A 20,269-nucleotide genomic window follows, 5' to 3' on the forward strand; every position below is an offset into this window, starting at 1 on the left:
CTCTGTGGACCGGCCGATCGGGTGCACGGCGACAGCGCCATTTCTCTGTGACGCGTGACACAACCACGTAGGCTCTTCGAGCATGGCGGGCGACGATGTGGCGGAACGTCTGGACGGCGTGGTCGCCGAACAGGACGGGTACTTCACCGCAGCTCACGCGCTCGATGCCGGGTATCTGCCGTGCGAGATCGAGGCGCACGTCGCCGACGGATCCTGGACGCGGGTCGAGACCGATCTGCTGCGGTTGTCGGACTGGCCGAGCCACGATCTCGAGGAGTACTCGAAGTGGTGCGTGTGGCTGGGCGCCACCGCGGTGATCTCCCACCAGAGCGCGGCCGAGCTGCACGGCATGGGCAGCCTGCACCCGCAGTTCGTCCACGTCCGGGTCAGTGGGACGGCCCGAGCGCACGACCAGCGCCTCGCGATCCATCGGGGACGCCTGACGGGCGCGGACATCGAGCTCTCCGGTGCCTTCCGCATGACGACGCCGGTCCGCACCGTGCTGGATCTCGCGGCGGGCGGTATCTCGCAGTTCACCCTCGACGAAGTGGTCGCCGACGGTCTGGTGCTCGGACGACTGGTCGTCGACGATCTCTTCGAGCAGGCTGTGGAGTGCGGTGACCGGGTGGCCGAGCGGGTGGAGACGGCGCTGCGCTGAGAGGATGTTCCTCTCATGCGCACGCTGCTGATCGACAACTACGACTCGTTCACCCACAACCTGGCCCAGTACCTGGAGCAGGTGTCCGGCACCGCCCCCATCGTCGTGCACAACGACGTCCCGTGGTCCTCCCTCCCGCTGGACCGGGTGGACGCCGTCGTCGTCTCGCCAGGCCCGGGCCGCCCGAGTCGCCCGGCCGACATGGGCGTCAGCAGCAGGGTGATCCGGGACGGTGGTCTGCCGCTTCTCGGGGTGTGTCTGGGGCATCAGGGCATCGCGGACAGCTGTGGTGGCGTCGTCGATCTGGCACCCGAGCCCATGCACGGCCGGATGTCCGACGTGCGGCACGACGGCACCGATCTCTTCGCCGGCCTGCCGTCGCCCCTGCGCGTGGTGCGGTACCACTCCCTCACCATCACGGCCCTGCCCGACGAGCTCGAGGCGACGGCGTGGACCGACGACGGGGTGATGATGGCGCTGCGTCATCGGTCACGGCCGCTGTGGGGAGTGCAGTTCCATCCCGAGTCGATCGGCACGGAACGTGGACTGCAGGTGATCGCCAACTTTCTCGACCTCGCGCGGGACGCCCGCCCGAGCACCCACACCTCCGCGCCGACCGTGGCGCCGCGTGACCCGGTCGTGCGCGACCCCCGCTACCGGGTGCTCGTGCGCCGTCTCGACGTGCTACCGGACCCCGAGGAGGTGGCGCGCCCACTCCGCGGACGGTCCACGTTCTGGCTCGACTCGAGCGCCGAGCTCGACGGCAGTGCTCGGTTCTCCTACCTCGGACCCGGTGACGGCCCACTGGCGGAGGACGTGTCGTACGACGTCGCCACCTCGTGCGTGACGACGACGACCGCCGACGGCACGACCGAGGAGACGGTCACGTCGTTCCTCGACCACCTCGGGGAACAGATCGCGGCGCGGGCCGTCGACCGGGTGCCCGCGGTGCCGTTCGACTTCGCCCTCGGCTACGTCGGTCACCTCGGCTACGAGCTCAAGGCCGAGACGGGCGGAGCGGCGGCGCATGCGTCGCCGACGGCCGATGCGCGAATGATGTTCGCGGACAGACTCATCGCACTCGACCACCGTGATCGGTGCACCTATCTGCTCACCCTCACACTCGTCGGTGGCGACGACACCGCGGCGCTCGGATGGTTGGACGAGACCGCCGCGGCCGTGACCGCGATGCCCCGCTCGGAGCGCGGTCGCCCGGCCGTGTCCGACACCCCCCTCGGCGCGCTGCCGTCGGTGATCGACACCCGGCACGACGACGGCGCGTATCGCGCGGCGATCGCGGACTGCCTGGAGCAGATCACGATGGGGGAGAGCTACGAGATCTGTCTGACCAACGAGATGAGCGTGCCGTTCGACGGCGACGCCGCCGACCTCTACCTCGCGGTGCGGCGCGCCAGTCCCGCCCCGTACGCGGCGTTCCTGCGATTCCCCGGGCTGGCGATACTCAGCGCGTCACCGGAGCGCTTCCTGCGGATCACGGCGTCGGGCGTCGTGGACTCCAAGCCCATCAAGGGAACTCGGGCTCGCGGGCGCACGCCGGCGGAGGACGCGGCCGCGCGCCTCGACCTGGCGACGAGCGAGAAGGACCGCGCCGAGAACATCATGATCGTCGATCTGGTCCGCAACGACCTGAATCAGGTGTGCGTGCCCGGGTCGGTGCACGTGCCGGTGCTCTTCGACGTGGAGAGCCACACCCATGTGCACCAACTGGTCTCGACGGTCGAGGGTCGGGTGCGCCCGGGGCTCTCGGCCGTCGACTGTGTGCGCGCGGCGTTCCCGGGCGGATCGATGACCGGCGCCCCGAAGCGCCGCACGATGGAGATCATCGACCGCCTCGAGGGCGGGCCGCGCGGCGTGTACTCCGGTGCGCTGGGCTGGTTCTCGCTCACCGGCGCGGCGGACCTGTCCATCGTCATCCGGACCGTGGTGCTCGCGGACGGCCGGGCGTCGGTGGGAACTGGCGGCGCCGTCGTCTCGCTGTCCGACCCGCAGGACGAGGTGGACGAGATGCACCTCAAGGTCGACGCGCTACTGCGTGTCCTCGGCGGGAGCGACGGCCGACCACGGTAACGCGAGCACGTTGTCCCGCAGTCGTCGGCGCGGCACGGTGACCGGAAGTCCCTGCGCCGCCAGGGCTGTCAGCGCCGCACGCCACCGCACGCGGGGTCCGAACGGTGCCAGCGGCGCCGCCACGTCCCACGCCCGATCGGCCGCCCGCAGCACCTCGTGCACGCGCTCGCCCGCGACGTTGCGGTGGATCAGGACCTTCGGCAGCCGCTCCGCGATGTCCGACGGCCGCTCCACCGTGAACGGATCCCACGCGATGGTCAGACTGCGCGGTCCCGACGCGTCCACGGTGACCCACGTGGCCCGACGCCCCAGTTCGTCGCACGTGCCGTCGACGAGGAGGCCGCCGTCCGCGAGAGCGGAGGTGATGCGTGCCCACGCACCCGGTACCGCGTCCTCGGGATACTGACGCAGCACGTTGAACGCGCGCACCAGGTGTGGCCGCAGTCCTGCGAGTTCGAAGCCGCCGCGGCGGAAGGAGACACCGTCCCGATCGGGGACGACGCGGGACGGCTCGATCTCCAGCCCGACGACGGCGACGTCCGCACGGACGGTGCGCAGTCGCGCGGCCAACTCCAGAGTGGTGACCGGACTGGCGCCGTAGCCCAGGTCCACGACCAGGGGACACGTCGCGCCGCGGAGCAACGCTCGGACGTCGGGATCGTGCACCAGTCGGCGATCACTGCGCCGCAACCGGTTGATGTTGGTCGTCCCGCGAGTGACCACACCCTCCGGACCGATCCGGGAGATCACAGTGCCCAGCAGTTCGTTCCGCTCATCCCGACCGGCCTCCGGCCTACCCGCTCATCCCGACCGGCCTCCGGCCTACCCGCCGGTCAGGCATTCTTCGTGAGCCAGTCGTGCGTGACCTCGCCCTCGCCCCGCCACAGATCGACGAGGTTGACGAGCATCAACTGTTCGAGCTTCCCGCCGATGAAGGGGATGTACACCTTGGCCTCGGACGTGGTGCGCAACGTGGAGCCGGCCTCGGTGGCGAAGAGGGACGTCGTGCCGGTGAGGCTGCCCGGGCCGGCGGGAATCGACGCGTCGTACTTCCCGGCGGTGGTCTCCGAGTACGCGTCGTGATGGATGTTGCGGGTGATGACCATGTCCTTCTTCATCACCGCCTGCGCGACGTCGGGCAGCGTGTCGCGCGGAATGATGTGCCGCATGACCACGTCGACACCGTCCGCCGTGACATCGAAGCGCGTGAGCTCGTTCTCCGAGTACTTGCGCAGCTCCTCGATCACCGCGTCCCAGTAGTCACGCGTCGTCAGCGCCCCGTACACCTGCTCTGTGGTGAACGGGAGACGAGCCGAGTAGTTCATGCGACGTGCCATGGTCGATGAGGTTACCGGTGAGTCAGAGGTGCTCCGGCGCCCAGGTGTCGGTGAACTCCTGCTCGGCGTCGATCAGCGCGAGAACCTGCTCGATGACAGCCTGTTCGATCTTGCCGCCGAAGATCGGCACCTTGACCTCGGCCTGACCCGTCGCCGTCAGGCTCGATGCGGAGCCCTTCGAGCGCAGTGCCAGGGTGCCCGTGATGGACGCCGGGGCGCCCTCGACCTTGGCCTCGAAGGTGCCCGAGGCACCCTGCGCGTCGAGGGAACCCCACGACTCGGTCCGGTGGATGATCAGATCGCCCGGGCGGATGCTGGTGATGGCGCCGGGCAGGAACTCCTCCGCGATGGCCTGGGTCATCGACACCGACACCGTGCGGCTGTCCGCGTCGTCGCCTGCGACGGTCACGTCGTTCAGCTGTGCCTTGGGGCCGCCGACGGCCTCGAGCCGATCGCTCCAGTACTGCTCGGTGGTGAGGGCGGCGTGGACGTCGGACGCGGCGAGCGTGGACGGGACCGTGTGATCGAACCTGCGTGGCATGAGCTGAGATTAACTCTGCGCGGCGCGCTCGGACCGCAGCGGGTGGCCCTTCGACGTGAGGCACTTGCCCGTCTCGAGGTTCCAGTCCCAGCCGTGCAGATTGCACGTGAGCGTGGTGCCCTCGATGACACCGAACTTCGACAGATCCGCCTTGAGATGCGGGCAGCGCCGCTGGATCTCCCAGCCGTCCTTGACGATGGTGGCCGTGTCGTCGTGTGCCTCGGCGAACCAGCCGTCCGCGTAGGCGATGCGCTCGTCGGTGAGGCACTTGAAGAACGTGTACAGGAACTCGTTGTAGCCACCGACCCGCTTCGCCCGGAACCGCGTCGACAGGAAGATCGAGTTGACCCAGTCGGACTCCCCGTCCCGCAGCACCGTGCGGACCAGCTCGGCCGGAATCTCGAACGTGTAGCGGAACTTCTCGTCCTGGATCGGTTCGCGCACGATGCGTTTCGGGAAATCGAGCACCACTCTGTCGGCAGCCACCGGAGGTCGACCGGCCTCCGGCCTGCCCGTCAGATTCAGCTCCACCGGGTAGCCGATGCCGTCGGAGATCTGGTCGGTCTGCGCCATGATCGGCTCGAACAGTGCGCGCAACGGCCCTAGCAGCGGCTCGCCCGCCGCGGTCGCCCACGATGCCTTCTCGGCCGCGATGACGTCGGCCTGGCGCTGCGCGTACGCCTCGATGTAGTCGGCCTTGCCGGTGGTGAAGATGGCCTCCACCTCGTCGGTGGGCAGCGGGTGCGCCAGCTCGTTCAGGTCGGAACCCGAGAAGTCCGCCGTGGTTCCCGGCATCATCAGCAGGCCCTTGTCGTGGCCGTGGCGGCGCATCTGGTCGAGGAACACCATCTGGTCGGGGAAGATGTTCGCCGGATCGCCGTAGACGTCGTTGAGCGAGCGCAGCTCGTCGTCGAGGAAGCACGGGGGACCTGCGGACGGAATGACCCACGTGGCGCCGACCTGCTCGATGTACTGCCGACACCGGTCCATCTGACGCTGCCGCTTCTGCGTCCCGAACGCGTCCTTGGCGCGCTGCGGCATGTCGTAGACCATCGGGTACCAGATGGCGCCGGAGTACTGCAGCATGTGGACGTCGATGTGGCCGAAGGCTTCGGTCATCATGTCCAGGTCGACCGGCCGGGCGTCGTTCATGTTGAACGCGGTGGTCTCACCGTCGCTCACCACCAGACCCGAGTCGCCGATGGGTCCGTCGGCAGGAGCGCGCAGCGCCACGATCATGACGTCGAGGTCGCCCTTGGGGCCGGACACCGTGTGCTTGACCGAGTCGGTCGTCTCGAAGAACGAGGTGAAACCGAGCTTCTCCAGCTCCGTGCGCAGGTCCGGCACCGGGTAGTCGGGGAGCAGCACGACCGCGTCCTTGTTGACGTGCTTCGCCAGGTGCTTCGGATCGAAGTGGTCCTTGTGCAGATGCGAGACGTACAGGTAGTCGCAGTTGCCGAGCTCGTCCCAGTCGAGCTGGGAGTTGTCGGGGAACGGGAACCACGACGTGAAGTACGCCGGGTTTACCCACGGATCGCACAGGATGGACCCCGCAGACGTCTGGATGTGAAATCCCGCGTGTCCGACACTGGTGACCTGCACGTGAATCCTCCCGAAATATGGAACCTGGTTCGGTGACCATGGTAGGCGTGCACACCCGGTGCTCACGACGAGGCGGGGGCAGCGCCGGGTAGCGTTCACCCCCGTGACGAGCAGTCCCCTCCAGTCCGCGACAGCTCCGGAGACCGGCGATCCCGGCTCCGTGACGGCCGCGCACCGCCCCGTGTCCTTCGCCGACCTCACCACGATCCACGTCGGTGGCCCCGTCGGACGTCTCGTCGAGGCGACCACCTCGCAGGAGCTCGTCGACGCCGTACGCAGCGCCGACGCGGCCGGAACTCCGGTGCTCGTCATCGGCGGCGGCTCGAACCTGCTGGTCGGAGACGACGGTTTCGACGGCACCGTCGTCCGCGTCGCGACGTCCGGGCTCCGGGTCGAGGGCACCAGGATGCACGTGGACGCCGGAGTCGAGTGGGATCTGGTCGTCCGCACCGCGCTCGATCACGGGCTCGCCGGCATCGAGGCACTCTCCGGCATCCCGGGCAGCACCGGCGGAACGCCCGTGCAGAACGTCGGCGCGTACGGCGCCTCCACCTCGGACTGGCTCGAGTCGGTGACGGTGCTCGACCGGGAGAGCGGGGAGGTCGAGGTGTGGGACAACGCACGCTGCGGCTTCGGCTCGCACCGGTCGTCGGCCTTCAAGTACACCGATCGCTACGTCGTGGTGGATGTCACGTTCGCACTCCGACGCAGCGACGAGTCGGCACCGGTGCGTTACGCGGCGCTCGCCGAGCGGCTCGGCGTGCGCATCGGAGAGAGCGTCTCGGCGCGCGAGGTGCGCGATGCCGTGATCGCTCTGCGGACCGATCGCGGCATGGTGTGGGACGAGGCGGAGCACGACTCGTGGAGTGTCGGGTCCTTCTTCCTGAACCCGATCGTGTCGTCCGTACCGCCCGAGGCACTCGGATCGCCGCAGTTCACGGACCCGAAGGGCATCAAGCTCAGTGCTGCCTGGCTCATCGAGCACGCCGGGTTCTCCCGCGGGTACGGCGAGCGCGTCGGCACCGGACGGGCCACCCTCTCCACCCGCCACGTCCTGGCCGTCACCAACCGGGGCGGCGCGAGTGCAGCGGACGTCACCGCCCTCGCGTCGCACGTGCGCGCGGGTGTGCAGGAGAAGTACGGCATCACGCTGATCCCCGAGTGCCGCCTGGTGAACTGCACGCTCGACTGATCGGTCTGTTGCCACAGGTAACGTCGTCCCCGTGAAGATGCAGGGGAGAACACCGTACGCAGCCGTCCTGGCCGTGCTGGCACTCGTGATCGCGCTGGTCGCGGGGTGCTCCGGCACACCCGGGTCCTCGGAGAGCGCCGCGCCGACCACCGAGGCCGCGCCCGTGGCGGCGGTGACCTACGCACCGGCGGCCGGTGCGACCGACGTCTCACCCACCGCTCCGATCTCCGTCTCGGTCGCGAACGGCACCTTCGAGGCCGTGTCGCTCACCACCGCCGACGGCCGCGCCGTCGCGGGAACGCTGGACCCGGCGAAGACGACGTTCACCGTCACCGAGCCCCTCGGGTACGACGCGGTCTACACGTGGGCAGGGACGGCAGTCGGCAGCGACGGCAAGCCGGTGCCGGTCGAGGGCACTCTCGGCACGGTGGCACCGCAGTCGATCACGTCGGTCTCCACCAACATCGGTGACGGCCAGGAGGTCGGTGTCGCGGCGCCGATCATCCTGAAGTTCGACGACGCGATCGTCGACAAGAAGGCGGTCGAGAAGGCGCTGACGGTGACCACGAACCCGCCGACGGCCGGCTCGTGGGCCTGGCTGCCCGACGACGGCGGGTCCCGCGTGCACTGGCGTCCGCAGAACTACTGGGCCCCCGGCACCACCGTCGACGTGTCGGCGAAGCTCTACGGCGTGAACTACGGCGGCGGCGCCTACGGCGACTCGGACGTCACGGTGAACTTCACCATCGGTCGGAGCCAGGTCGTCGTCGCCGATGCGACCAGCCACCGCATGCAGGTGGTGCGCGACGGCCAGACCGTCATGGACATCCCGGTGAGTTACGGCGAGGGCAACGAGGACCGCAACGTCACGCGCAGCGGCATCCACGTCGTCACCGAGAAGTACGAGGACTTCCTGATGTCCAACCCGCCGTACTACGAGAACGTGCGGGAACGGTGGGCCACCCGCATCTCGAACAACGGCGAGTTCATCCACGCCAATCCGCTGACCACGGGAGTGCAGGGCTCGTCCAACGTGACCAACGGCTGTATCAACCTCTCCACCGAGGACGCGCAGACGTACTTCCAGATGGCCGTCTACGGTGACCCCGTCGAGGTCACCGGCACGCGCATCGATCTCTCGGCGGCGGACGGCGACATCTACGACTGGGCGATCGACTGGCCCACATGGCAGAGCATGAGCGCCCTGACTGCCGCGTGAGAGTCGGACTGCCGCGTGAGAATCAGGTCCGGCGGCTGAAACGGCCGTTCGGGGCCTGATCGCGCGGGCGCACGACGATGGTGTCGAGGTTCACGTGCGAGGGGCGGGACGCCACGAAGCCGATGATCTCGGCGATGTCGGCGGCCACCAACGGGTCGATGCCCTCGTAGACCTTCGCGGCCTTCTCCTCGTCACCGTCGAAGCGGACGAGGGAGAACTCCGTCTCCACCGCGCCCGGAGCGATCTCGGTCAGACGCACGGGCGTGCCCAGCAGTTCGCCGCGGAGCGTCCGGTGCAGCACGCCCTGTGCGTGCTTGGCCGTGGTGTACCCGGCGCCGTTGTCGTACGTCTCGAACGCGGCGATGGACGTGATGGTCACGACGAGACCGTTACCGGACTCGATCAGCTTGGGCAGCAGCGCCTTGGTCATGCGCAGCGTGCCGACGACGTTGGTCTCCCACATCCACTGCCAGTCGTCGAGGTCCGCCTCGAGGATCGGGGCGAGGCCCTTCGCGCCGCCCGCGTTGTTCACCAGGACGTCCACACGCGGCAGCACCGAGGTGAAGGCCGCGACGGAGTCCTCGTCGGTCACGTCGAGGGCGAGGGCGGTGCCGTCGATCTCCTCGGCCAGTGCCTCGAGGCGGTCGACGCGGCGGGCGCCCACGACCACGTGATAGCCGCCGGCGGCGAGTGTCCGCGCGGTGGCGGCGCCGATCCCGGAGCTGGCTCCGGTGACGACGGCGGTGGGGCGGTCGGTCTGGGTCGACGGTGTCGTCGGAACGCTGGTCATGGGAACCAGGCTAGATCGCGTCAGCTCGCGATCGCGCTGTAGCCCGACGCGTCGCCGGCGACGACGCGCGAGTACTCGCCCTGCACGCTGACGGGAACGTCGCCCGCGAGGGTGATGCGCTCGAGGCGGCGGTACTGGTCGTCGTAGTCGGAGACGGCGTAGTGCTGGGTCGACCGGTTGTCCCAGATGGCGATGTCGCCGAGCTCCCACGACCACCGGATGGTGTTCTCCAGGCGGGTCACCCGGTCCTGCAGCAGCTCGAAGAGTGCGCGGAACTCCTTGGAGGAGAGGCCCGGGAACGACTTGGCGAAGTGGCCCAGCAGGATCGCGCGCTTCCCCGTCTCGGGATGCACGCGCACCACGGGATGCTCGACCTCGAAGTACTCGCTGCGGAACTCCGCGCGGTAGCGCTCGGCCGTCGACGTGACGGACTTCTCGGCAGCGGTCGCCGCGTAGTCGTAGATGTTGGTGTGCACGGCCCACAGCGACTCCGCGAGGGCCTTCATCGCGGGCGGCAGCTGCTCGTAGCCGGCGGTCGCCGACGCCCAGGTGGTGGTGCCGCCGTACGGGGGCAGGTGCACGGCCCGCAGGATCGACGCCTTCGGCACGCGGTCGACGAACGTCACGTCCGTGTGCCAGCTGTCCGCCTTGTCGTACGTGGAATCGATGGCGAGAGTGCGGGTTCCGCGCGACCGGACCGTGGGGTGCGGGGTGGTGGGGATCCCGAGCCGCTCGGCGAACGCGTACTGCACCTTCTCGTCCACGTGATGCTGGCCGCGGAAGAACACGACCTCGTGCTCGAGCAGCGCCTCGTTGATCTCGTGCACGATCTCGTCCGGGAGATCGCCGCCGATCCGCACGTCGTCGATGCGTGCGCCGATGTTGGCGCCCAGTTTTACGGTCTTCATGGGCTCACTGTCATGCCGAAGTCGCAGGTTGTCCACCCTTCGAATCACCTCGAGCGAAAGAGGCGATTCTGCAGCGCGGCGACATCGGTGCTACTTTTCGGTCATGGCACCAGCGAGGAAGTCCGCACCGCGGGTCACGTATGTGACCGCCGCGCTCGGTTCCCGTCTGCCTCTCGCTCGCGAACTCTGTTGTCGACGCGGTCTCTCACGAGTCTGATCGCGCGTCGACGGACGACCTCCATGTGAGGTCTGACGATCGGGTGTGACCGGCCTCGTTCCCAGGCTCCCGGCCCATCCGTCTCGCTCTCGAGGGATTCCCATGTCTGCCCCCACCGTTCTCGCTCAGAGTTCTGCTTCTCGTACGCCGGGTTCCGCCACGCGGTCCCCGTACGGACGTCCCCACCGGCCGAGGCCGGCGCGCGTCGTCGCGCCCGAACTGCGCGTCAGCGACACTCCGGCCGCCGTCGTCCTGCGCGCCGTGGTGCAGCGCGGCCCCGTGTCGCGCGACGTCATCGTCTCGGCCACCGGCATCAGCACCGCCACCGTCAACCGCCACGTCAGTGCGCTCATCGCCGCAGGGCTGCTGCGTGAGCGTGCCAATCTGTCCACGTCCGGCGCCGTCGGGCGTCCCCGCGTTCCGGTGGAGGTGGACCACGAGGGGCAGTGCACCCTCGGGGTGCACATCGGCGCGACCACCACGCGCATCGTCGCCGTCGACCTGCGCGGCACCGTGCTCGGCGGCGTCGAGATCGCCACACCCTCCGGCCCGCACGCCGGCGCACTGCGCTCCATCGCGGAGAGTGCCGCGTCCTTCGCCGCACGGTGGCACCGGCGCCGCATCCTGTTCGTGGGTGTCGCCATCGGTGGCCGCGTGAACGTGCAGAAGGGCACCGTCGATCACCCTCGCCTCGCCTGGTCCGACGCCCCGGTGGGCGCGGTCCTGGGCGAGCGGCTCGGTGCCGTGGTGGCCGTGGCGCCCCACGTCGAGGCGATGGCGGCGTCGGAGTTGCTGCTCGCGACGGAGTCGGCCCCCGAGGATGCGGGAAGGTCGGAGGCCGGTGGGTCTGTCGGCGGCCGGCCGGGTACGTCGCTGTACTTCTATGCGCGGGAGATGACGGGGTTGGCGCTGACCATCGACGGTCGGGTGCACACCCCCGCGGGCGGCCCGGGGTCGATCGCTCATCTACCGACCGGCTCGGACGCCGTGTGCGACTGCGGGCGTACGGGATGCCTCGAGGCGACCGTGAGCGATCGGGCCGTCGTGGCCGCGGCGCAGCGCGCCGGACTGCTGGACGAGTCGGAGCGTTCCATCGCCGCGGTGTACCTGGCGGCGCGCACGGGTTCCACTGTGGCACAGGGACTTCTGAACGACCGCGCCGATGCGCTGGGTCGCGCACTGGCGTTGGTGCACGATGTCGTCAACCCCGACAGCGTGCAGGTGGGCGGTCAGGCGTTCACCGCGTATCCGGCGGCGATGGAGCGCGTCGAGGCCGCGTTCGAGTCCTCCAGTTCGGTCGCGACGTCGCGGCGAGTGCGGGTCACCAGCTTCGGCAAGCGCGTGCAGGACCACGCTGCGGCGGCGGTGTCCCTCGGCTCGCTCTACGCCGATCCCGTGGTGACGATGCGGAAGATCGACGCTCAGCGCTGATCGCACGGGGAATACTGCGGACATGACAGCACCCGATCTCCGGTTCTACTTCGACCCGGTGTGCCCGTTCGCCTGGATGACCAGCAGGTGGGTCCGCCTCGTCCAGGCGCAACGGGACTACACCGTCGACTGGAGTTTCATCTCCCTGCGACAACTCAACGCGCACATCGACTACTCGACGCACTTCCCGCCGGAGTACGAGGCGGGACACACTGCGGGGCTCCGGCTGCTCCGGGCTGCCGCGAGCGTGCGGGCCGAGCACGGCCGGGAGGCGATGGGCCCGCTGTACGCCGCGCTCGGCGCGCGGATCTTCGATGCGGAGCCGGTGCCCGACGAGGCCGGTGCTCACGCGCACCGCGGAACGGCCGAGTTCCTCGCACCGATCCTCGCCGGCCTCGGCCTGCCCGAGCATCACGTCCGGGCACTGGACGACACGTCGTTCGACGAGGAGATCCAGGCGTCGACAGACGAGGCGCTGTCTCTCACGGGCAAGGACGTCGGAACACCGATCATCCACGTCGAGCCGCCCGAGGGTGTGGCGTTCTTCGGCCCGGTCATCAGCCGGCTCCCGTCGGACGACGACGCGGTCGAGTTGTGGGACCACGTCGTGGGACTGGCACGGTTCCCGGGATTCGCGGAGCTGAAGCGCAGTCTGCGGGAGCTACCCCAGCTGCGGGCTCTCGGTGTGAGCGAGGACGAGGCGGGCGTGCAGCAGGACTGGCACGGCGGTAGTCGGCGCCGGAAGAAGTAGCTACCGCGTCGGCGCGGGGTACTTCGCGAGGTACTTCTCCCGCTTCGCGGGCTGGATGTTGGAGCGCCGGAGGTCGCCGTCGTAGTGCGCGACCACGCGCTTGTCCATCAGCGCCCGCCACAGGAACGGGAAGTACGACACGAGGATCAGGGGCGCGTAACCCGCTGGGAGCTGCGGAGATTCGGGCATGCTCCGCAGCACCTGGTACCGGCGCGTGGGGTTGGCGTGATGGTCGCTGTGTCGTTGCAGGTGGTAGAGGAAGATGTCGGAGACGGCGTAGTCGCTGTTCCAGCTGTGTTCCGGAGTGCAGCGCTCGTAGCGTCCGTTCTCCTTGGTGCGCCGCAGCAGCCCGTAGTGCTCGAGGTAGTTGACGGCCTCGAGCAGCGAGATCCCGTACACCGCCTGCAGAACCAGGAACGGCAGCAGTTCGACACCGAACACGCCGACCAGCGCACCCCACAGGGCGAGGCTCATGAGCCAGGCGGTGAGATTCGCGTTCGAGAAGGAGAAGGTGCGCTTCCCGGTGCGGTGCAGACGATCTCGCTCGAGTGCCCACCCGGAACGGAATCCGCCGAGAACGCTGCGGGGGTAGAACTGCCACAGGGTCTCACCGAGACGCGAGCTCGCCGGATCCTCCGGAGTGGCGACCCGGACGTGATGCCCGCGATTGTGTTCGACGTAGAAGTGCCCGTAGAAGCTCTGCGCGAGCACGATGCGCGAGAGCCACTGTTCGTACTCGACCTTCTTGTGACCGAGCTCGTGCGCCGTGTTGATGCCGATGCCGCCGACGAGTCCGATGGTCAGCGCCACGCCGATCTTCGAGGCGAGTGACAGGCCGTTCTCGAGCCCGAGCCACGAGAGGTCGTCGGCCGTCAGTAGATGGGACGACAGCCCGATGCCGAAGAACTGCATGGGGATGTAGGCGTAGACGCAGCCGCGATACCAGAAGTCGGCCTCGAGAGACTCGACCAGATCCTCGGGCGGATTCTCGTCGAACGGGACGACGATGCGATCCGCGATGGGGACCACGACGTAGAGGAACAGGGGACCCGACCACCACGCGACCTGTGACACTCCCGGTGCCCACCACTGCAGCCCGAAGACGATGCCCACGGAGATGAGCGGAAGCATCGGAGCGATGAGAGCCCACGGCCAGTAGTACCGGTTGAGGTCACGCCATTCGCCCGTCTTCGGCGAGATGGAGCGCTGGTGTGTTTCGGTCACGACGGAACTTTACCGACGAGTCGACGCTGCTCAGGCCGCTGCACGAGCCCTTCTGACATCCCACAACGTGCGCCCAATATGTTGGTGGCATGGCAATACGAGAGGCGCTCGGGCGCGACGGAACATCCCTGGTCTACCGCGTCACGGGAGACGTCTCGGCTCGACCGTTGGTGCTGCTGCACGGCTGGGCCCAGAGCGGAGCCTGCTGGGGCGACGACCTCCTCGCCGACCTGTCCGAGCGGTACCGCGTCATCGCGGTGGACCTGCGCGGGCACGGCATGTCCGGTGCCCCCGACGTCGGTTACGACCGGTCCGCGCTGTGGGCCGGGGACGTGCACGCCGTTCTCGAGCAGGAGGGCATCCGCTCGGGTGCGGTCCTGCTGGGCTGGTCCTACGGCGGTCTGGTGCTGTGCGACTACCTGTCGGTGTACGGCACCGGTGCGGTGGCGGGTGTCGTCTTCGTCGCGGCGATCACCGCGATCGGTCCGGATCGACCCGGCGGAGCCGTCGGCACGGCGATGCGTGCGGCGATCCCCGGCGCGATGAGCGAGGACTCGCGCGTGGCCATCAGGGCGCTCGCGAGTTTCGGCAACGCCCTCACCGGACCCGGCGAAGGACACGGCGCCGCAGCTCAGGCACTGTTCGGCGCCAGCCTGGCGACGCGTCCACGCGTGCGGTCCGCGGTGTTCCGGCGCCACGTGGGACACGACGAGACGCTGGCGGCGCTGGACGTCCCCACCCTGGTGATGCACGGCACGGCGGACACGGTGGTGGACGTCGGCGCGGGTCGGCACACCGCCTCCGTCGTGCCCGGTGCGTCGACCTCGTGGTGGGAGGGCGTCGATCACGGTCCGTTCGTCGCGGACCCGGCCCGCTTCCTGTCCGAGCTGGCGGGTTTCGTCGACTCTCTGGGTTAGTCCACACACGTGATGCATGTCAGAACGGTGGGGGGTCGTCGGTGTCGGCGACTTCGCGGGCCCGTCGGTTGCGGTTGCGTTCGTTCCTCCGGCGGGCATGTTTGTCCGCCAGACGTGTGCGGCGTCTGCTGGGGGGAGTGCGGGGCGGACTCGTTGGTGGAGGATCGGGCGTCTCGAAGGTGACGTCGGCGAGTCCGGGGTGGATGTCGTATCCGTTGTGCGCCGGCCCCGGGACGACGAGGCCCTCGGGCGTGGTGACGGTGGAGACGACGCGTCCCGTGTCGTCCTCGGTGTACTGATCGTCGACGAAGTCGCCGAACGTCTTCACGTTGTGGTGGAACCTGCATTTGCCGCCGAGGTTGACGTCGGTCGTCTGGCCGCCGCCGTCGGGATTCTCATGGTCGTACTCCGCGATGTGGTCGAGATCGCCGGTCCACACCCCACGGTTGCAGCCGGGCCAGGTGCAGTACTGGTCGCGAATGCGCACGAACGTGTCGAGGGCGCTGGAGGGGCGGTACGGATCGGCGGGCTGTGATGCGGGGTTGGTGGTCGAGACGGGGCGGATGACGGAGTCGGCACGATCGGCGAGGTCGGCGACGTGGTCGGGCGAGATGACGCCGTGGCCGACGAGGAACCCTGGATTGCCGTCGGCGGCGGTGTCGCCGGCCATGGTGGTGGAGTCCGTGACGACGTGCACGATGAAAGACGTGAGCAGGCCGTCCTCACCGGTCCACCCGGGCGCGGAGCAGTCCGGATCGTCGCACTGGCACTCGTACGCTGTGCGGGTGGCGAGGGCGAACAGGGCGTCGCTGGAACGGGCGCCCTTGCTGCGAGGATCCTTGCGACACACGCGTCCGGCCAACTCCTCCACCGCGGCAGCGATGACGACGGCATTGTCGGCTGTCATGGTTGCGCCCATGTATGCCATGCCGTCGGGTCCCGCGTCGATCCAGAAGCTGCGGTTGTTCTCGGCGAGCACACGTCGTTCCCTGACGGCGTCGGGATCGTGGCGGTAGACGATGCGGTCGATCATGTCCCGCATGCGTTTGTCCGACCACGAGCCGCGTCGCTGTAGGGCCGCGGCGATCTCGGTGTCGACTTCCCGCACGTACGTGGTGCCGTCGACGAGGTCGGTTCGGCCGATGATGGTGTGGACGTGTTTGGGGGCGATGAGGCCGTCGCGGAGGCACTCGGCTACGCGGGGAAGCCGGTCTCGGAGTGCAATTGCGCGGGTCAGGATGCCTTCTCCGGCGCCCTGGCTGACGGACAGGACGGCCGAGATGCGGGCGGCGCAGTGAGTCGTCGCATCCATCCGGCGGTGATCGGACATCTCGTGAGGAACGACGAGTTGAGTGTGCAGTTCCGCTGCGGCCCGGTATCGGGTCCATTCGAGATAGGACAGTCCGGCCGAGGCGTAGGACATCGTGGACAGGAGGGTGTTCGCGGGTGCGTCGAGGAGCGTTCCGGGTAGTCCCATGGCCTCCGGATCCTGCGTCGCCCACCCCTGTTCGAACATGTGTGCGAAGTTAGCAGGGTCCTCCGACATGTTTCCATGACTCCCGCGGGGCAGTGGCGTACGTGTTCCCGGCGCTGTGAATGTCGGCGGGTTCCCGCGCATGTGTCGGCACGCCCGTAGGGGGATGACCGGGTGGGCGCGCACCTGCGACGCAATCGGACAGGGCACACTGGAACGGTGGTCCGCCGTCACAGCCCGCATCGGGTAGCCGTGTTGTCGCTGCACACGTCTCCGCTGGCGCAGCCCGGCACGGGGGACGCGGGCGGCATGAACGTGTACGTCCTGCAGACCGCCGTGCAGATGGCGGCGCGCGGAGTCGAGGTGGAGATCTTCACCCGGGCCACGTCCTCCCGTGACGAACCCGTGGTCGAGGCCGCGCCCGGCGTACTGGTGCGCAGCATCGCGGCCGGCCCGTTCGAGGGTCTCGACAAGCACGACCTGCCCACCCAGCTCTGCGCCTTCGCCGCGGGCGTCCTGCGCGAGGAGGCACGGCACGAGCCGGGCCACTACGACATGATCCACTCGCACTACTGGTTGTCGGGGCAGGTCGGCTGGCTCGCCCGCGACCGGTGGAAGGTCCCCTTGGTGCACACCGCGCACACGCTCGCCGCGGTGAAGAATCTGTCGGTGGCGGCGGGGGACAAGCCGGAACCGGCGGCCCGCCGCATCGGTGAGAAGCAGGTCGTCGAGGAAGCCGATCGGCTCACGGCCAACACTCTCGACGAGGCCCGGGCTCTCGTCGATCTGTACGACGCGGCCGAGGACAAGATCGACGTCGTCGCGCCGGGAGCGGACCTGAGCATGTTCCGGCCGGGCGATCGCGCCGCCGCTCGACGCTCCCTGGGGCTGGACGCCGACGACCCTCTCGTGACGTTCGTGGGACGGATCCAACCTCTCAAGGCGCCGGACGTCCTCGTCGCGGCCGTCGCCGAGATCCACCGGCGGGACCCGTCGTCGCGCGTACGCGTGCTGGTGGTCGGTGGCCCGTCGGGCACCGGTCTGGAACGGCCCGACTCCCTCATCGAGCTGAGTCGCCGGCTGGGCATCGAGGATCGGGTGACGTTCCTCCCGCCGCAACCCCCGGACAGGCTGGCGGACGTCTACCGCGCGTCGGATCTCGTTGCGGTGCCCAGTTATTCGGAGTCCTTCGGTCTCGTGGCCATCGAGGCCCAGGCGTGCGGTGTCCCGGTGGTCGCCGCGGACGTCGGGGGCCTCGGTGTGGCCGTGCGGGACGGGGAGACCGGCGTGCTGGTGCAGGGCCACGATCCGGCCGACTGGGCCACCGCGGTGCAGTCGTTGCTCGCCGACGACCGTCTGCGCACCGTGATGGCGTCGAATGCCTCACGACATGCGGAGAACTTCTCGTGGGAACACACCTCGGACGCGTTGCTGGACACCTACGCCCGCGCGGCGTGGAGATTCGGCCGTACCGCGGGTGTCGAGAGACCGACGGGTGAGTTCTCGCCTCGCAGACCCCGTGGTCTGTGGCGACTACGACGGACAGGACCGGTGAGAGCGCTGTGACGACGACCGACCAGGTGACGGAACTGATCGACTCGGTGTTGGCCGACCGGGAGTTGGACTACTCCCGGGCCACCGACACGCAGTTCGTCGTGGACCTTCCCGGTGAGAAGAAGCTCAAGACCTCGACGATGCTGACGGTCGGCAACCACGGCGTGCGCATCGAGGCCTTCGTGTGCCGCAAGCCCGACGAGAACTTCGAGGGCGTGTACCGATACCTGTTGCGGCGCAACCGCCGTCTGTACGGAGTGCACTACACGATCGACAAGATCGGTGACATCTACCTCGTCGGCAAGATGTCGACGCACGCGGTCACGGGAGACGAGATCGACCGCATCCTCGGGCAGGTGCTCGAGGCGGCCGACGGCGATTTCAACGTGCTGCTCGAACTGGGCTTCGCCGAGTCCATCCGCCGCGAGTGGGCGTGGCGCGTCTCGCGCGGCGAGTCGCTGAACAACCTGAAGGCGTTCGAGCATCTGGTGAACGGCAGGCCGGACGACGGGCCCACGTCCTGGGTACAGCCGGCGGACCGAGCGGACGACGACGACCGGGACTGATTCGGACACCGTGCAGGTAGGCTCCTTCGTGTGATGGCTGTCACCCGGAATGTCCGAAGGATGTTTATGTGACCGCCCGACACATTAAGGTTGCCTTTCTGTCGTCCCTGCTGTGCCGATGAGGAGTTCCATGAGTTTCCGCAGCCCGTACCCCGACGTCGAGATTCCCGAGCAGAGCGTCTACGAGTTCCTCTTCGGTGACCTCACCGAGGACGACCTCGCGCGCCCCGCCCTGATCGACGGGCCCAGCGGCGCCGTCACCGACTACCGCACTCTCGTCGGTCAGATCAACGGAGTCGCAGGCGCACTCGCCTCGCGCGGAGTGAAGGTCGGCGACGTGGTCGCGGTGCACTCGCCCAACGTGCCGGCGTTCGCGTCGGTGTTCCACGGCATCCTGCGCGCCGGTGCGATCGCCACGACGATCAATGCTCTGTACAACGCCGAGGACATCGCGAAGCAGCTCACGGACTCGTCCGCGACCATGATCTTCACGGTCTCGCCGCTGCTCCCGCAGGCGAAGGCCGCTGCGGAGCAGGTCGGTCTGTCGGCCGATCGCATCGTCGTGCTCGACGGCGCGGAGGGCCACGAGTCGCTGCGTGACCTCCTCACCGAGGGTGCACAGGCGCCCGACGTCAGCTTCGACCCGTCCACCCACCTCGCGGTGCTGCCCTACTCCTCGGGCACCACGGGACGGCCGAAGGGCGTCATGCTCACGCACCGCAACCTGGTGGCCAACGTGTCGCAGATCGAGCCGCGCATGGGCGCGAACCGGGACGACGTCCTGCTCGCCGTGCTGCCGTTCTTCCACATCTACGGCATGACCGTGCTGCTCAACCTCGGCCTCAAGGTGCGCGCGTCGCTGGTCACGATGCCGCGCTTCGATCTCGAACAGTTCCTGAGCCTCACCACCGAGAAGAAGATCACCTACCTCTTCATCGCGCCGCCCGTCGCCGTCGCACTGGCCAAGCACCCGATGGTGGACCAGTACGACATCTCCAGCGTGCGAATGGTGTTCTCCGGTGCCGCCGCCCTCGACGAGAACCTGGGCAACGCCGTCGCGAAGCGACTGAAGACCAAGGTGCGTCAGGGTTACGGCATGAGCGAGCTGAGCCCCGTCTCGCACGCCATCCCGTTCGACGGCGACGACATGCCGCTGAGCAGCTGCGGCACCGCCGTCGCCAACTCGGAGAACAAGCTCGTCGATCCGGCCACCGGCGAGGAGGTGGCCTACCCGGAGCCCGGCTCGGACAAGGTCAGCGAGCCCGGTGAGCTGTGGATCAAGGGCCCGAACGTCATGGCCGGCTACCTGAACAACGACGCTGCGACGGCCGAGACGCTCGACGCCGACGGGTACCTGCACACCGGCGACATCGCCGTCGTCGACGGTCGTGGGTGCGTCAGCATCGTGGACCGGCTCAAGGAGCTGATCAAGTACAAGGGCTACCAGGTGCCGCCCGCCGAGCTCGAGTCGCTGCTGCTCACGCACCCGCAGATCGCCGATGCGGCCGTCATCGGCGTGCTCGACGACGAGGGCGAAGAGGTACCGAAGGCGTTCGTCGTGCTGCAGCAGGGCGCCGAGCTCACCGAGGACGACGTCATGACGTTCGTGTCCGAGAAGGTGTCGCCGCACAAGAAGGTTCGCCGCGTGCAGTTCATCGACACGGTGCCGAAGTCGGCGTCCGGCAAGATCCTGCGCAAGGATCTGCGGGCGGCCGAGCCTGCCGCCGGCTGACACTCCCTGTACCACCCGAACACCCTCTCCAGCGTGCTGGAGAGGGTGTTCGCGTCATGTGAGGGGTG

The 20,269-nt window shown here is 68.7% G+C and carries 18 protein-coding genes; 10 read left to right on the top strand and 8 right to left on the bottom strand.

Features of this window, described 5'->3' with window-relative positions; all coding sequences use genetic code 11:
• Nucleotides 1-82: 82 nt before the first annotated feature.
• Together QE397_RS01180 and pabB are read left to right on the top strand one after the other, a co-directional pair.
• Nucleotides 83-658, top strand: coding sequence for a hypothetical protein (locus QE397_RS01180; RefSeq protein WP_222646260.1), 576 nt, complete (start codon nucleotides 83-85; stop codon nucleotides 656-658).
• A 15-nt stretch (nucleotides 659-673) separates the two neighbouring features.
• Nucleotides 674-2,746 carry an aminodeoxychorismate synthase component I gene (gene pabB / locus QE397_RS01185; protein WP_307091169.1) on the top strand — a complete coding sequence of 691 codons (2,073 nt, stop codon included), beginning with the start codon at nucleotides 674-676 and terminating at the stop codon, nucleotides 2,744-2,746.
• Here the strand turns inward: pabB and QE397_RS01190 are convergent.
• The 4 genes from QE397_RS01190 to QE397_RS01205 form a co-directional block, all read right to left on the bottom strand.
• Complete coding sequence (locus QE397_RS01190) at nucleotides 2,705-3,496, bottom strand: class I SAM-dependent methyltransferase (RefSeq protein ID WP_373425199.1); 792 nt, start codon at nucleotides 3,494-3,496, stop codon at nucleotides 2,705-2,707. The two genes, pabB and QE397_RS01190, sit on opposite strands and share 42 nt — an antisense overlap.
• Before the next feature lie 83 nt (nucleotides 3,497-3,579).
• Nucleotides 3,580-4,083 (bottom strand): DUF2505 domain-containing protein, encoded by a 504-nt coding sequence (locus QE397_RS01195; protein ID WP_222630250.1) that lies wholly within the window; start codon nucleotides 4,081-4,083, stop codon nucleotides 3,580-3,582.
• 22 nt (nucleotides 4,084-4,105) lie between these two features.
• Nucleotides 4,106-4,624: a DUF2505 domain-containing protein gene (locus QE397_RS01200; protein WP_307091172.1), complete on the bottom strand. Its 519-nt coding sequence runs from the start codon at nucleotides 4,622-4,624 to the stop codon at nucleotides 4,106-4,108.
• Between the two features lie 9 nt (nucleotides 4,625-4,633).
• The gene (locus QE397_RS01205) at nucleotides 4,634-6,226 is read right to left on the bottom strand and encodes a Rieske 2Fe-2S domain-containing protein (protein ID WP_307091174.1); all 1,593 of its coding nucleotides are present in this window, start codon (nucleotides 6,224-6,226) and stop codon (nucleotides 4,634-4,636) included.
• 103 nt (nucleotides 6,227-6,329) lie between these two features.
• On the opposite strand from QE397_RS01205, the gene QE397_RS01210 reads away from it, so the two are divergent.
• On the top strand, nucleotides 6,330-7,418 hold the full coding sequence (locus QE397_RS01210) for a UDP-N-acetylmuramate dehydrogenase (protein ID WP_307091176.1): 1,089 nt from the start codon (nucleotides 6,330-6,332) through the stop codon (nucleotides 7,416-7,418).
• A 37-nt stretch (nucleotides 7,419-7,455) separates the two neighbouring features.
• Complete coding sequence (locus QE397_RS01215) at nucleotides 7,456-8,637, top strand: Ig-like domain-containing protein (RefSeq protein WP_037186261.1); 1,182 nt, start codon at nucleotides 7,456-7,458, stop codon at nucleotides 8,635-8,637.
• Nucleotides 8,638-8,659: 22 nt separating this feature from the next.
• Here the strand turns inward: QE397_RS01215 and QE397_RS01220 are convergent, their stop codons facing one another.
• Nucleotides 8,660-9,427 carry an SDR family NAD(P)-dependent oxidoreductase gene (locus QE397_RS01220; RefSeq protein WP_222631935.1) on the bottom strand — a complete coding sequence of 256 codons (768 nt, stop codon included), beginning with the start codon at nucleotides 9,425-9,427 and terminating at the stop codon, nucleotides 8,660-8,662.
• A gap of 20 nt (nucleotides 9,428-9,447) precedes the next feature.
• Nucleotides 9,448-10,335 carry a TauD/TfdA family dioxygenase gene (locus QE397_RS01225; protein ID WP_307091179.1) on the bottom strand — a complete coding sequence of 296 codons (888 nt, stop codon included), beginning with the start codon at nucleotides 10,333-10,335 and terminating at the stop codon, nucleotides 9,448-9,450.
• 319 nt (nucleotides 10,336-10,654) lie between these two features.
• Here QE397_RS01225 and QE397_RS01230 point away from each other — a divergent pair, with 319 nt between their 5' ends.
• The gene (locus tag QE397_RS01230; RefSeq protein WP_307091181.1) at nucleotides 10,655-11,983 is read left to right on the top strand and encodes an ROK family transcriptional regulator; all 1,329 of its coding nucleotides are present in this window, start codon (nucleotides 10,655-10,657) and stop codon (nucleotides 11,981-11,983) included.
• A gap of 22 nt (nucleotides 11,984-12,005) precedes the next feature.
• A complete protein-coding gene (locus QE397_RS01235) occupies nucleotides 12,006-12,734 on the top strand; it encodes a hypothetical protein (RefSeq protein ID WP_307091183.1) in 729 nt (242 codons plus the stop codon).
• Here QE397_RS01235 and QE397_RS01240 read toward each other — a convergent pair whose 3' ends face one another.
• Nucleotides 12,735-13,958 (bottom strand): alkane 1-monooxygenase, encoded by a 1,224-nt coding sequence (locus QE397_RS01240; protein ID WP_307091186.1) that lies wholly within the window; start codon nucleotides 13,956-13,958, stop codon nucleotides 12,735-12,737. It lies immediately after the preceding gene.
• A gap of 89 nt (nucleotides 13,959-14,047) precedes the next feature.
• Between QE397_RS01240 and QE397_RS01245 the strand changes: the two genes are divergently transcribed.
• Complete coding sequence (locus QE397_RS01245; RefSeq protein ID WP_307091188.1) at nucleotides 14,048-14,875, top strand: alpha/beta fold hydrolase; 828 nt, start codon at nucleotides 14,048-14,050, stop codon at nucleotides 14,873-14,875.
• 19 nt (nucleotides 14,876-14,894) lie between these two features.
• On the opposite strand, the gene QE397_RS01250 is transcribed toward QE397_RS01245, so the two are convergent.
• Entirely contained in the window at nucleotides 14,895-16,391 is a 1,497-nt protein-coding gene (locus tag QE397_RS01250; RefSeq protein WP_307091190.1) for a DUF222 domain-containing protein, read from the bottom strand.
• 144 nt (nucleotides 16,392-16,535) lie between these two features.
• Here QE397_RS01250 and mshA point away from each other — a divergent pair, with 144 nt between their 5' ends.
• The 3 genes from mshA to QE397_RS01265 all read left to right on the top strand — a co-directional run bounded on the left by mshA (nucleotide 16,536) and on the right by QE397_RS01265 (nucleotide 20,201).
• Nucleotides 16,536-17,915, top strand: a complete 1,380-nt coding sequence (mshA, locus tag QE397_RS01255) for a D-inositol-3-phosphate glycosyltransferase (protein ID WP_222650065.1) — start codon at nucleotides 16,536-16,538, stop codon at nucleotides 17,913-17,915.
• Nucleotides 17,912-18,469 carry a YbjN domain-containing protein gene (locus tag QE397_RS01260; protein ID WP_037186136.1) on the top strand — a complete coding sequence of 186 codons (558 nt, stop codon included), beginning with the start codon at nucleotides 17,912-17,914 and terminating at the stop codon, nucleotides 18,467-18,469. Before mshA ends, QE397_RS01260 begins: the two co-directional genes overlap by 4 nt.
• Nucleotides 18,470-18,599: 130 nt before the next feature.
• A complete protein-coding gene (locus QE397_RS01265) occupies nucleotides 18,600-20,201 on the top strand; it encodes an AMP-binding protein (RefSeq protein ID WP_027506349.1) in 1,602 nt (533 codons plus the stop codon).
• Nucleotides 20,202-20,269: the final 68 nt, after the last annotated feature.

The organism is Rhodococcus sp. SORGH_AS_0301 (assembly GCF_030818285.1).
GTDB lineage: Bacteria > Actinomycetota > Actinomycetes > Mycobacteriales > Mycobacteriaceae > Rhodococcoides.